This window comes from Arachidicoccus terrestris, assembly GCF_020042345.1.
Taxonomy (GTDB): Bacteria; Bacteroidota; Bacteroidia; order Chitinophagales; family Chitinophagaceae; genus Arachidicoccus; species Arachidicoccus terrestris.
Map to the genome: position 1 here is coordinate 4,505,847 of NZ_CP083387.1, position 13,941 is coordinate 4,519,787.

A 13,941-nucleotide genomic window follows, 5' to 3' on the forward strand; every position below is an offset into this window, starting at 1 on the left:
ACTCAGCAAAGCTTAAAACAAGCTGTTGTTAGCTGATAGCAAAGATTGGATTACCGAGGATCAGGCCAGATCCTATTTAAGGATCCTGGCTCATCAGTATAACATTAAAACAATTTAGATGTCATTTAAGGACTTAAACATTATTCCACCTATTTTATCAGCCCTTGAGGCTCAAGGCTATAAAACGCCCACCCCTATTCAACAAAAATCTATTCCTATTGTACTCGATCGCCACGATTTATTGGCCTGTGCACAGACAGGAACAGGTAAAACGGCTGCATTTGCAGTACCTCTATTACAGTTGATGGCGGCTCAAAGAAGTGTTAAAAAGGGCGAAATAGAAGCATTAATATTGGCGCCGACAAGAGAGCTGGCTTTACAGATCGGGGAAAGCTTCCATAACTACAGCACAAATCTTTCTATCAGGCATACAGTTATTTTTGGGGGTGTATCTCAGAACAAACAGTTAAACGACCTGAAATCCCGGCCCCAGATTTTGGTGGCTACGCCGGGACGATTGTTGGATTTGATTAACCAGGGATTTATAGATATATCAAAAATTCAGTATTTAGTATTGGATGAAGCAGACAGAATGCTGGATATGGGATTTGTGCATGATGTAAAAAGAATCGTACGATTGATCCCTAAAGAACGGCAAACATTATTGTTTTCTGCGACGATGCCAACTTCCATTATGCAGCTCGCAGGAAGTTTGTTGTATCAGCCCAGAAAGGTTCAGGTTGATCCGGTTTCATCTACCGCTGAGACAGTGCAGCAGTCTGTGTTTATGGTAGGTAAAGAGCATAAGAAATTATTACTTGCACATTTATTGAAAGAAACAGCCGCCGATAAAACGCTGGTTTTTACCAGAACAAAATATGGCGCCGACAAACTTGTAAGGCTCCTGGTTAAAAAAGGAATTACTGCGACCGCCATTCACGGTAATAAAAGCCAGCAGGCACGTCAACGAGCACTGCACCATTTTAAAAGCGGACAAATTAAGGTGATGGTGGCTACTGACATTGCAGCCAGAGGCATCGATATTGACCAGTTACCACAGGTCATTAACTATGAATTACCCAATATCGCAGAAACCTATGTGCACCGTATTGGCAGAACCGGAAGGGCAGGCAGTCCCGGGCTTGCGATCTCTTTCTGTGATACTGAGGAAGTGGCTTACCTGAAGAGTATTCAGAAACTGATCGGATTTAAGGTAACTGTGCAGCAGCACTCCTTTCACTAAAAAAATAAAAGAACAACAATATGGGTATAACGCCGGCAAAGAAAGAAAAAGAGAAGAAAAGAGCAAAGGCTAAACAGGAAAAGGCTGAAAAAATGAGAGAGCGCAGAGAAAACGCCAAGAAAGGTAAGACACTGGAAGAAATGATGATGTATGTGGATGAAAATGGTAACCTTTCGCCTACACCGCCCGACCCTAAAAATAAACAGGAAATTGATCCTTCAGAAATTGATCTGACAGGGTTCCATCCTAAAAAAGAACAATCCATTAAAAAGGGAATCCTCACCACCTTCATAGAAGACAAGGGCTATGGCTTCATAACAGACCTGAGCACCAAGCAATCGTATTTTGTGCACCAGAATAATTTTACTGAAGAAATAAAGAAAGGGGATACTGTCACGTTTGAACTCGAAAAAACGCCTAAAGGTGTCAACGCCTGTTTTGTCAAAAAGATTTAGACGATAGATTGCTGATAATACGTCAGGGTCTCTTTTAAATGAAAGAGACCCGGGTGGCGGCCTGTGATACCGCATAAAATCTTTCCATTTCCCAACTAGATGCGTTGGTTGTCTTTTTCCCGCCCTTCGGGATCAGTTATTTAAGTCTTATATTTGTATGCAGTTAGACTGATCTATAAAGCAATGGAGAAATTAGATAATACAGCAGAGAGAACAGCCTTATGGCGTGCATTGCATCTGGAAATTGACGCCAATCCTCCTATATTTGAAGACGACTGGGCGCTTAGACTTACCCGGCCTGCTGCTGACTGGCAACAGCGGCCGGATATGAAATTTACTAAACCTATCCGGGCGTCTATGGTCGGCAGAGCCAGGTTCGTGGAAGATCAGATATTACACAGCATCAAAAATGGGGTTACACAGTATATAATACTGGGTGCCGGGTTGGATAGCTTTGCACTTAGACATCCCGATTTGAAAGGGCATGTGGAGATATACGAAATCGACCAACCTGATACGCTTCGATGGAAAGAACGACGCATTGAAGAACATTTAGACATATTGCCGGCCAATCTTCATTTTATACCGGTGGATTTTGAAAGAGCGACTTGGTGGGAGGCTCTCAAGAACTCCCTTTTTGATTTTTCTAAACCTACTGCTATCTCCTGTACCGGTGTGACACTCTACCTTAGTAAAGAGGCAATAGATGAAATGCTGTTACGCATTGCAGACCTTGCCCCGGACTCGACCGCAATCATCAGCTTTTATGCACCTGTTGAAGATTTGAAAGGAGAAGACAAGGCACTGATGGAAGTCTCCATCAAGGGCGCAGCATCTTCCGGGACGCCTATGATCAGCTTTTTTAATGCGACCGAGGTTAAGGAAATCACGCTAAAGGCAGGGCTTAAAAATTGCAGGACCTATGATACAGATGACTTGATCAAGCGTTATTTTGAAGGAAGATCAGATGGGTTATTACCGAATGCAGGCGAAATATTTTTGGTGGCAGAAGTATAGTTCAGAAGGCCATCCCTGTATAACTGAGCATGTCAAGGTAAGGCGGATTCTTCGTCTTGGTCCGTTTCCTGATCATCATCTTTATGCAGCTCGGGTTTAATATCGGATTGAATCACCTCCTTCTCATATTCTTTTCCATCCTTAATATTGCGCCGGACCAGCCACACGACCAGTACAATGGCTGTTAGTATGAACAAGGCGAACCATAAAACATTACTGGATATTTCCATAGCCGTGAAAATTGAATTCAAGTGCAGTGCAAATTTTTTGCCCTGACTATACAAATTTAATTCATTTTCTAGCCATATCCGCTAGTTGTAAAAGTATAACATAATCAAAACAAAGGTTCCTGCCAGACAAGGGATTAAAATCCATATGGCCGGATCAATGGTTCGAGGTCAATATGGATTTTAAGCGGAGAAAGCCGGCAAACAGCTGTTACGAGCTTCTTATCTTTTCTGGAATGTATTATTCACTGGTTTTACAGCCCATCCCTTCTTTTGTATGTCCTTATAGTATTGCTGCAATATATAAAAAGCTTTTTTCTTTTGCCCCTTATCACTATAAAGGCCCTTACGATTCCATCCTTCCTGATAAACAGGATTGTTCCGCTTAGGAGATCTGAAATCTGCCAGTATCCAGGGCGACATACCCACCCAATTGTCTGGCATTCTTGCCAGCATATCTATTAATTCTCTATAATACCAGGCCTGATATTCTTCGCTAAACCGGGTCAGCGAATCCGCGTGAAAACCATATTTCGCTCCACCGCCTGTTTCACTGATAAACAGCGGTTTATTATAAGGGGTTGCCCAATTAGTCGTGCGGCATTTATCCGGCGTTCCTCCATACCAACCCAAATATTCATTAAATGCCACCAGGTCAACGAATTGTCCCAAAGGGTCGTCTATTATATTGACGTTTTTACCAGAGTTGTAATTTACCTCCAGTGCAGCTGATATCATCCTTGAAGGGTCCAGACTGCGGCCTTTATCGATCAAGGCATGCATAAAATCTGTGCGAGCTTTACTGACAGGCGTTTCATTGCCGACGGACCAAACGATAACACTTGCCCTGTTATGGTCCCTGGTGATCATCTCCCTAAGTTGTTTTTCGGCGTTTTGATACACGGCCCTGTTGGTAAAATCGATGGTCCAGTAGACAGGGATTTCTGACCATACTAAAATGCCCAGGGAATCAGCTGTTCTGGTCATGGTCTCATCGTGGGGATAATGAGCCAGCCTGACCATATTACAGCCGAGTTCTTTTGCCTGATTTAATAATTGCAATGCATCGCCTTTACTCCAGGCCCGGCGTGTCTCTTGCGGGATCTCTTCATGTATGGCAATCCCTCTCATAAACAGGGGTTCGCCATTCAATAAGACTTTATTGCCGCTAGCTCTGACCGTTCTAAAGCCGACCTTATCCGTTATTTTGTCTTTACCTATCGATAGAATTACCTGATAGCATTTTGGATGCTGAGGGCTCCAAAGCTCGATCTGGGGAACCGTGAAATCAATGGCCGTCTTGGTATCGTGGATGGAGAAGCTTTTGCTGAAATGCAATTCGGGAATAGATATAGTGAGTTTTTCCGCTTTGGCAGGTATTTGGTTGAGTTGTACGGCGCCTTTGATGACTGCCTGTTTTGTTATGGGCGCATCCAGATATATAAAGAAATCCCGTATAAAAATCTGTGGCACCTCAAGCAGTTCGACACTGCGGGTGATGCCGCCATAATTCCACCAATCGGTATTCAGTGTCGGCACATCGTCTTTATGGCGGGTATTATTGACCCGGACCACAAGGTCGTTGCCCTTTTCTTTCAAGAGGCTATCTGGGATTTCAAAGTTAAAAGGCGTAAATCCGCCCTCATGGAACCCCAGTTTCTTTCCATTCAGATATACATCAGCCCGGTAATTAATACTGCCAAAATACAGATAAACTCTATTCGACTTTACTTTTTTATGGTAATCAAAAGACTTTTGATACCAGACAGTTCCTTCGTAATACAGGAACTGTTCTTTCTGATGATTCCAATCCCCCGGAACCTGCAGGCTGTACTTAGGATTGTATCCAAATTCGGTCAGATCTGTTTTGCTTTTAGGGTAGTCATTCCAGTAAGCTGAGGGGTTATTTTCTTTCAACTCTTTATACCGATAATCAAAAAATCCTGTTTCATAGGGATCTACAATATAGTTCCAGCGACCATTTAAAGAGACACTATTTGACTGGCGGCCGGGAACATCTGTGATAAGCGGTGTGCCCCTACCCGCCTGTTCTTGTTGTTGTGCATAGGTGCCCGTTACCATACTGCTCCCGGCTAAAAAGCCTGTTATCAAGAAAAGTCGCCTGATTTTTTTCATCTGAATATTCTAGTTTGAATATGAATGTATAAGTAGGAAAATAATCAATTTGATTATAGTTGCCACGCTTCTTTCCAACTGATTTCTATGTTAGCTGAATCTTCACCAGTTTTGTTTTTCGGTTTTAACGAAATGGGCAAAAATTGATATCTGCTGTCTTTAAGGTTCTTAGGGTTCCAGCGGTCAGCCATATACATAAAACGATCCCGTTTTCCCGGTAGTTGAAACACGAAGGTAGGCTGCCCATAGAAGGAAATGCGGCTGTTCCGGCCCTTTAATGGATTGCCTTTTAATGCCCACGGACCATAGAGGTGGTCTGCTACTCTTAAGGAGAGCTCGTTGGGTGCCCAACCTGTACAACCGCTGGTTAACAAGTAATATTTGCCCCGATATTTAAAGATTGCTGGCGCCTCTCTATGGTTTGTAAATAACAGAGAGTCTTTAGTAGTCACATACAAATAATCGTCGGTGAGTTGAACAATTCGCAGGTCGTAATTTTCTTTGGAAGAATAGATTTCGTAAGCAGTGCCATCTTCATCGACAAAAATGGTCATGTCCCGGCTCATATGGCCATTGGGTCTGAAACTGTGTATAAACCGGTAAGGCCCTGTAATTTTATTACTGACAGCAACACCGACTTTTGCAGCGCCATACCCCTTTCCCCTCACTTCCACATGAAACCACATGACAAACTTTTTAGTTACCTTATTATAGATCACTTTGGGGCGCTCCATGATACCGCCAAAGGCGATATCACTAGTGGTGTCTTTGGAATGTCCCAGTGCCAGTCCTTCGGGCTGCCAGTTATAAAGATCATTAGAGGAATAAACGCTGACACCCAATGACTGGTGTTTCCCTCTTCTTTCTCCAAACCAGTAATAGTGTTTTTTGTAATAAATTATGTTACCTCCATGTGCATTGATGGTATCCCCATTGGTATCCAGCCAGGTCGCTCCAACTTGAAAATGATCGCCTTTGACAGGCTGGCTGTGTAAGCCGGTGATTCCAAGAAAAAACATGCAAATAACAAAGACGATAATTTGTTTCATTTTACTCAAAATAACTGTCCATATAATATGCCTAATAGCGGTAAAAATCATATACTAAATGGCTGTTCAGTATATTCATTGTTTAAGAATTGAAATTAGACAATATTACTCAATCAATTGTCTCCAATACAAAATAAACCATTTACACAAAGTGGACAGGGGGGTAAATCGGTAATTATCCAGGTAGTTTTTGAGATTTAGTTATGCATGTTGTCCCACATTTCATATTCCTTCATAAGCACTTTCTCCGGAAAGGTTTTGGCATAGCTGTAAATTAGTTGCATTATATAGTGATTGCCCTGATATAGCTTGAGCAGTTTTTTGGCATCTTCTATCTGAGTCAGATCTGTATCCTTATGTATATAGCCCATGGCACAAAAATGTCCCTTTTCTACATAGATACAGCTCTGTTCATTTTCTGTTCTGCCTTTATCAATAATGACAAAGGTAGGCAGTTGCTTGCGGTACTCCTGTAAAGCTTCTCTGACGAGGTCATTATAATATTCTGGGTCTGTTTTGCGGGGACAAAGTCCACCTTTGGTCTTACAGCCCCCTTCGCTACTGCAATTGCCAAGCCTGCAGAGCTCTGGACAGAGATCAAACTCGTGTACCATTTCGTGGAGCACATTAGAGGCTTCTACCAGGTGTGAGAAGACCAATTCTGCTGTCTGACTTTTATTGAATTTGCCGATAGCCATGCGGAGATAACCATCTAGTGCTTCATAGACAAAAAGACCGAATTTTGGTTCATATTTTTTCATGGCCCGGTTATATTTGGGCCAGAGCCGTTTTATTTCTAGCGCTTCCAACAGGAAAGCTATGAGCTCGGTTCCACAGCTTTCAAAACTAATGTGATGGATACAACGCAGGAAGTTCTGGCGTTGGGGATTGGGATTATGACCGGTAAAGTGTTGGGCGACCCGCTTACGAAGGTCCTTTGCCTTACCTACATAGATTACTTTCCCTTTGTCGTCTTTAAAATAGTATACTCCAGGGCTGTGTGGCAACGCTTCAAAATCAGTTTTGGGTAAATTTGGGGGTAGCGTTTGATCTCCTGCTCCTTTTTTAAGCATACCCATTATTACACCTTTGTTATCCCATTCCAGCAGCCTTGAGAACAATATCGCGGTCGCATCCGCATCCCCACCCGCTCTATGCCGGTCTACCAGAGGTATCTCAAGAGCAGCACAGAGCCTGCCTAAGCTATAGGATGATAACCCTGGCTTAATTTTACGGCTCATTCTCACAGTACACAATTTGGTAGCACTATAATTATAGCCAGCTTCTGCCAGATGATATTTGATAAAGGAGTAATCAAAATTGACATTATGTGCAACAAAGATCCTGCCTTGAAGCAGGTTGTATATTTTATCTGCTACCTGGTCGAAAGAAGGGCTGGTGGCGATCATGCTATTATTGATGCCGGTAAGAGCCGTAATATACACGGGTACGGGTACGCCAGGATTGACGAGGGTTTCATATCGTCCGATGACCTCCTGTCCGTTATGCAGAACAATGGCAACCTCCGTAATACCGCATCCGGAAGCGTGACCGCCAGTCGTTTCAATATCAACAATTGCATACTCCATTCCAGTTATTTAATGTCGTTCGGAATCTATAAGATTACTCGGTTTATTAAAACGCCTAAAAGTTAACTATTTCCATCTAAGGCAAAATATAACTGCATTTTCATTGATAGTATAAAATACTCGAAATAAGCGTTTGCAAATATTTATTTGATATCAGCGTTGCCATACGGACGAAATTTACACAGGTGACAGGCTGATGTAAATCCTATTTGAGTTATCTTTAGGATGCAATAATACTTATTTATATAGTACGGTGAACCAATATGTTTAGTTGTAAGATTTAATTACTTGATTTGTAGACTATTAGGTTGTTATTTATTTTATTAACGCTAAAAATTCAATCGGAGTATGTCATATTTGTTTTCTTTTGCCGGAACATCGGAGAAAATATGCAAAGTGTTTTCTGGGTTAACTGTAGATCCACAGGTGCATAGTTTTCAGCCAGTCTATCTAATCAACGGATTCTCTCTAAATAACCATCCTGTAATCCTTTCAGAAGAAGGGCAACTGAAATTGACAATGTTCGGATGGGGCATGATAAGGGAAAATGCGCTTTCCTATATGGATAAGTTGGTAGAAAAACAACGAGTTCGCTTATTGAAGGCTCGGGCGGAAAAGATAGTCGGAGATTCCAATAGTCTATGGTACAGAAAAAGGCAAAACCGGGTATTGATCCCTGCAACCGGATTTTTCGAGCATAGGGAGGTCAGAGGGTTTAAAAGTAAAGTACCCTATTATGTCCGCTTAAAAGAACGTCCGATATTTTTCTTACCGGGCTTGTATAATTACACACAATTACCTGGCACAAATGGCGGTCGTATTGGTACTTTTACGATGATTAGCCGGGATGGGAACTCTGTCATGAAAAGTATTCATAACAGCGGCCAATTTCCTCACCGGATGCCGTTATTTTTACCTGAAGCACTGGAAAGAAAATGGCTGGATCCCGCCCTCTCCGATAAGGAATTACAAGACGTTTTAGATTATGAAGTACCGTCTTCAGCACTAGAGTACTATCCTGTGAAGTCTTTACATCGGGCAAACCCGAAAGATCCGACGCTAATTGAACCCGTGGATTATCCTGGCCTGCCTCCGATTGAAACATAAAGGGTGCGGTTTTCTGGTTGTCTTAATTGTTGATCTCCGCTCAATTCAGTTGCGACATTTTAAATATTAGCACATGGTTGTAGTAACCGGGCTTTTAATATTCATATCACTATTTCGACAGTCACCGAGCTTTTTCGTTTTGTAATGCGTATAAATGAAAAATTATTAGTAGAAATATTTGTTTTTTAAATTTTCGCACCTACATTTGCTGAAATTTTTAGAGAAGCTTATACTTCAATTGCTCTTTAAGGGGGATTAGCTCAGTTGGCTAGAGCGCTTGCCTGGCAGGCAAGAGGTCACCGGTTCGAATCCGGTATTCTCCACAGTTTATTCAAAGACCTCAAATTTTATTTTTGAAAGTAAGATTTGAGGTCTTTTTATTGTTGATATCTATAAGATGATGCTTGCCATTTATAAATTAGCGATGATCAGATTCAGTTTTTTTACTTGCTTTGAATGCATTTCCTTATCCGCTATAATCGGACGAGACAAAGTTTCAACTTTTTTCAGGATCAGACACCTTGTATAGCTATAACAGGACGAGTCAACCTGTATAGCTATATTAGGACGTGTCAATGTGTTCGGTATCGGACACCCTATGTAATAGAAACGTACACCCACATTTTTACCACATTTTTATAAATTATTGATAAATAGCCTGTTGAGAAAGTGGCATGCGAATAGGATTTAGATAACAACATCAAACTCGTATTTTCTAAATACCGTTTATAATCTAGCCTTATGCTCAGACATTATATCAAAACCGCCTGGCGATCTCTTTTAAGAAGCAAAGGCTTTTCCGCAATAAATATTGCCGGCCTGGCCATTGGTATGGCCAGTGTAATCCTGATTGGACTATGGTTACGAAATATGGTTAGTACAGACAGATTCTATCAAAAGGAAGATCAGCTTTATATTCTATCCAACCGTGACAAAAATGGCGGTAATATATGGGCATGGCAGGCAACGCCAAAAATTCTGGGACCGACACTAAAAAGAGAACAACCAGCAATAGAAGCCGTTAGTAGATACAACGGCACTAATTTTTTATTTACAAGTGGCAATATCAAGATGAATGCCGAAGGTGCTTATGTTGATAGCAGCTTTCTGGATATGTTTGATATGAAGCCGCTTTTTAGCACTAATAAATATGTAAACGCGCTTGCCGGTAATGACAAAATTGTATTAACACAGGCCTTTGCTAAATCTCTATTTGGTAATACTGACCCTGTCGGTAAACCCTTAATGCTAAATAATAAATACAACGTGACAGTTAGTGCGGTGATAAAAGATTTACCCAGTAATACGCAATTTGCTTTTGACTATCTCCTCTCCTGGGGTTTTGCGAAAAAAGCGGGCAATTATGATGAGTGGTGGGGCAATAACTCTGTCAATACCTTTATACAACTTCGACCTCATAGTGATTTAACGGTGTTCAATAATAAAATTAAAAACACGACGATTGACCATTCAAAAAGCACAGACGCGCAAACCACTGAAGTGTTCGCATTCCCTCTTAGCAAAAGGTTTCTATATAATAAAGACGTTAACGGCCAATTTGTTACTGGTAATATCGTTACCGTTCGTCTATTTTCTATTATTGCGCTCTTGATCCTGATCATTGCCTGTATTAATTTTATGAATCTGAGCACGGCAAGGAGTGAAAGGAGAGCCAAGGAAGTAGGCGTCCGAAAAGTAATTGGCGCTTATAGAAGATCTTTAATTGGTCAGTTCTTATCAGAAAGTATTTTATTGTCAATACTTGCTTTTATGATTGCCATAGCGATAGTTGTCATTGCCCTGCCGTTTTTTAATCAATTGGTCGGCAAAGAGTTGACCATTCCCTTTGGCAATCTCTATACCTGGTTGGCTGCAGTCTGTTTTGTGCTCTTCACTGGTTTGTTGGCAGGGAGTTATCCCGCCTTATTTCTATCGAGTTTCCGGCCGGTTAAAGTATTAAAAGGGGCTTTTAGGAAATCCCATTCCAAAATAAGTTTGCGTTCAGTACTGGTGGTTATCCAATTTACATTCAGCATCATCCTGATCATCGCTACGGTCATTGTTTCCAGACAGATTAAATACACGCAGCAACGCGACAATGGTTATGCTAAAAACGGTTTAATTTATACTCCGATTTCCGGGCAGATCGAGAAAAACTATCTTGTTATAAAGCACGAACTCTTAAGCAGTGGCGCTGTTTTAGCGGTATCAAAAAATATGTCTCCAATTACCAGGCAATCCAGTGGTGGTTGGGGAGGCAAGTGGCCGGGTAGCACACCTGAAGATGAGCATACCAACTTCGCCAGGTATAGTACAGACGCAGATTTTGTAAAAACCATGGGTGTACAATTAATATCAGGAAGAGATATTGATATATACAAATACCCCGGGGACAGTACGGCCTGCCTACTCAACGAAGCAGCCGTCAAAACAATGCATATTAAAAATCCGGTTGGGCTAAATTTCTATTTTGACACAACATTACATGTGGTGGGTGTTGTGAAAGATTTTGTGATTAACGGGGCGGCAGAAAAAGTTCATCCGATGATTATATTTGGACCCGGCTCGTGGTTCAACGATATACATTATCGATTGAACCCAAACCGGCCAACCGAAGACTGCTTAAAGCAGATAAAAGCTATTTTCAACAAATATAATCCTGAGTATCCTTATCAATACGCTTTTGTGGATAAGGATTATGCAAAGAAATTTGCAGAACTACAACAGACTTCAAAGCTGTCCAGCCTGTTTGCAGGCCTGACGATTTTCATCTCCTGTTTAGGATTGCTAGGACTGATCATATTTATGGCAGAGACCCGGACTAAAGAGATCGGGGTTCGAAAAGTACTCGGGGCATCTGTATTCAATATTACAAAGTTGCTTTCCTGGCAATTTTTAAAACTCGTTGGCCTTTCTTTTTTAATCGCCACGCCTATCGCCTGGTATGCCATGCATAAATGGCTACAGAATTTTGATTATAAGGTGCACATTGAGTGGTGGTGGTTTGTGGCGGCCGGTGCCCTATCGCTTGCGATCGCCCTGATAACCGTAAGCTGGCAGGCAATTAAAGCCGCCAGAACGAATCCTGTCCAAAGTTTGAAAACTGAGTAAACATCGACAGAAACAGTACATTCTGTTAAAAAACGAGGTTTTGGCAGAAATATTTTGTCTACCTACTAATAGGTAGGTATATTTGCTATATGAACACACGTGATAAAATAATCCAGCTTGGGGATACATTCATACGAAAAATAGGTTATAACGCATTTAGTTTCAGTGATATATCCAAAGAGCTAAACATTAAAAACGCTTCAATACATTATCATTTTCCTGCTAAAACGATGCTCGTGACTTCTATAATTCAGAAACATCAGTTGTTGCTGGAAAAATTTAAGAAATCCGTATCGACTGCCACGCCGATGGAGAAAATGATAAAATTTCTTTTAGTTTATTCAATTGGGCGTTCAGGCGATAAGATAAGTATTCTCGGGGCGCTGTCAAAGGACTATTACACTTTTGAACCGATGGTACAGGTTGAGTTAAAGCTCCTGATGGAAAATACATTGAATTGGCTGACAGAAACCCTGAAAGAAGGAAAGATAGAGGGCATATTCCATTACAAAATGGAGGATAGAACGAAGGCATTAATAATCATTACAAATATTCTCGGAGCTGAGCAATTAGCCCGGATTACATTCAAACACGATTTTCAGGAAATTAAGGAAACGATCCTTTCTGATTTGATAAAATAGCAATAGATGAAAAGAGTTGTAATAACAGGACTTGGTGCATTGACGCCCATAGGCAATACTGTGGAGGCATTCAGGCAAGGATTGTTTAATGGCCAAAGTGGTGCCGGACCTATTACGAAATTTGATGCGACGAAATTCAATACCCGGTTTGCGTGTGAACTTAAAAATTTCGATCCGCTGGATTTTATGGAAAAGCCTGAAGTAAGAAAGTACGATTTGTTTACCCAATATGCCCTCAGCTGTGTTGACCAGGCGATAAAACAAGCCGGTATTGACTTTGATAAGCTCGATAAAAACCGCATTGGTGTTATTTGGGGGTCCGGGAATGGTGGTATTACGACCTTTCAACAGCAGATTACGGAATTTAATGCAGGTGACGGAACACCCAGATTTAATCCCTATTTTATTCCAAAGATGATTGTGGATATAGCTGCCGGGATTATTTCAATAAAATACGGGCTGAAAGGCGTAAACTTTGCAACTGTTTCCGCCTGTTCCACCTCTAACACCGCTATTATTGATGCGTTCAACTATATCAAATGGGGAAAAGCTGATATGATTATTACGGGTGGCTCTGAAGCGCCGATTACCGAAGCATCCGTCGGCGGTTTTAATGCTGCCAGAGCATTATCGACCCTTAACGGCAACCCACAGGCCGCGTCCAGACCCTTCGATATACAAAGAGATGGTTTTGTTATCGGCGAAGGAGCGGGTGCGCTTATACTGGAAGAAATGGAATATGCCAGAAAGAGAGGAGCCACTATTATCTGCGAGATTGTAGGCGGAGCCATGGCCGCTGATGCTTATCATTTAACGGGTACCCATCCAGAAGGCGAGGGTGCAACGCTCGGAATGAAACTGGCATTAGAAGACGCCCAAATCAAACCGGACCAGATAGATTACCTGAATGCACACGCTACTTCAACAAAACAGGGTGATACAAGTGAGTTGAGAGCCATAGAAACCGTGTTTGGCAGGTCAGCAAGTTTAAACATTAGTGCAACAAAGTCAATGACGGGCCATTTACTGGGTGCCGCAGGCGCAATTGAGGCAATTGCCTGTATTCTGGCCATTCATGAGCAAACTGTTCCTCCCACCATAAATACGGCTGAAGTAGATGCTGAGTTTAATGATGTTTTTAACCTGACGCTTGGTTCTGCCCAGAAAAGAGTTGTAAATTACGCGATGAATAATACTTTTGGATTTGGAGGTCATATTGCAACAAGCATTTTTAAACGGTATATCTCTTAAAGATAGCTGATCGGCCTAAACGCCAGCACCTTTCGGCCCATTAAAAAATTGGTAATTCCGCTTAATCTGATGCGCAGGCGCTTTAAATATCGTATCTTACAACCGAAGTTGATCC

11 protein-coding genes, 1 tRNA gene and 1 pseudogene are annotated in these 13,941 nt (G+C 41.6%); 9 read left to right on the plus strand and 4 right to left on the minus strand.

What is annotated here, in order from left to right; all coding sequences use genetic code 11:
* The first annotated feature begins 118 nt into the window (after positions 1-118).
* The 3 genes from K9M52_RS17640 to K9M52_RS17650 all read left to right on the plus strand — a co-directional run bounded on the left by K9M52_RS17640 (position 119) and on the right by K9M52_RS17650 (position 2,715).
* Positions 119-1,243: a DEAD/DEAH box helicase gene (locus tag K9M52_RS17640; protein WP_224069756.1), complete on the plus strand. Its 1,125-nt coding sequence runs from the start codon at positions 119-121 to the stop codon at positions 1,241-1,243.
* A 20-nt stretch (positions 1,244-1,263) separates the two neighbouring features.
* Positions 1,264-1,698 (plus strand): cold shock domain-containing protein, encoded by a 435-nt coding sequence (locus tag K9M52_RS17645; RefSeq protein ID WP_224069757.1) that lies wholly within the window; start codon positions 1,264-1,266, stop codon positions 1,696-1,698.
* 153 nt (positions 1,699-1,851) lie between these two features.
* A complete protein-coding gene (locus K9M52_RS17650; RefSeq protein WP_224069758.1) occupies positions 1,852-2,715 on the plus strand; it encodes a class I SAM-dependent methyltransferase in 864 nt (287 codons plus the stop codon).
* A gap of 32 nt (positions 2,716-2,747) precedes the next feature.
* On the opposite strand, the gene K9M52_RS17655 is transcribed toward K9M52_RS17650, so the two are convergent.
* From K9M52_RS17655 to K9M52_RS17670, 4 genes are all read right to left on the minus strand, one after another.
* Positions 2,748-2,945 (minus strand): hypothetical protein, encoded by a 198-nt coding sequence (locus K9M52_RS17655; protein ID WP_224069759.1) that lies wholly within the window; start codon positions 2,943-2,945, stop codon positions 2,748-2,750.
* A 219-nt stretch (positions 2,946-3,164) separates the two neighbouring features.
* A complete protein-coding gene (locus K9M52_RS17660; RefSeq protein WP_224069760.1) occupies positions 3,165-5,078 on the minus strand; it encodes a glycoside hydrolase family 2 protein in 1,914 nt (637 codons plus the stop codon).
* A gap of 53 nt (positions 5,079-5,131) precedes the next feature.
* Positions 5,132-6,127: a glycoside hydrolase family 43 protein gene (locus tag K9M52_RS17665; RefSeq protein WP_224069761.1), complete on the minus strand. Its 996-nt coding sequence runs from the start codon at positions 6,125-6,127 to the stop codon at positions 5,132-5,134.
* Between the two features lie 197 nt (positions 6,128-6,324).
* Entirely contained in the window at positions 6,325-7,716 is a 1,392-nt protein-coding gene (locus K9M52_RS17670; protein WP_224069762.1) for an exonuclease domain-containing protein, read from the minus strand.
* A gap of 348 nt (positions 7,717-8,064) precedes the next feature.
* On the opposite strand from K9M52_RS17670, the gene K9M52_RS17675 reads away from it, so the two are divergent.
* From K9M52_RS17675 to fabF, 6 genes and pseudogenes are all read left to right on the plus strand, one after another.
* Positions 8,065-8,823, plus strand: a complete 759-nt coding sequence (locus K9M52_RS17675; protein WP_224069763.1) for an SOS response-associated peptidase — start codon at positions 8,065-8,067, stop codon at positions 8,821-8,823.
* Positions 8,824-9,072: 249 nt separating this feature from the next.
* Positions 9,073-9,146: transfer RNA gene (locus K9M52_RS17680), tRNA-Ala, on the plus strand.
* A gap of 418 nt (positions 9,147-9,564) precedes the next feature.
* The gene (locus K9M52_RS17685) at positions 9,565-11,934 is read left to right on the plus strand and encodes an ABC transporter permease (protein WP_224069764.1); all 2,370 of its coding nucleotides are present in this window, start codon (positions 9,565-9,567) and stop codon (positions 11,932-11,934) included.
* A gap of 89 nt (positions 11,935-12,023) precedes the next feature.
* Positions 12,024-12,161: pseudogene (locus tag K9M52_RS19225) on the plus strand (TetR/AcrR family transcriptional regulator); the annotation flags it as partial.
* 9 nt (positions 12,162-12,170) lie between these two features.
* A complete protein-coding gene (locus K9M52_RS17690; protein ID WP_262902411.1) occupies positions 12,171-12,575 on the plus strand; it encodes a TetR/AcrR family transcriptional regulator in 405 nt (134 codons plus the stop codon).
* A gap of 6 nt (positions 12,576-12,581) precedes the next feature.
* Positions 12,582-13,826: a beta-ketoacyl-ACP synthase II gene (fabF, locus tag K9M52_RS17695; RefSeq protein ID WP_224069766.1), complete on the plus strand. Its 1,245-nt coding sequence runs from the start codon at positions 12,582-12,584 to the stop codon at positions 13,824-13,826.
* The last annotated feature ends 115 nt before the right edge of the window (positions 13,827-13,941 follow it).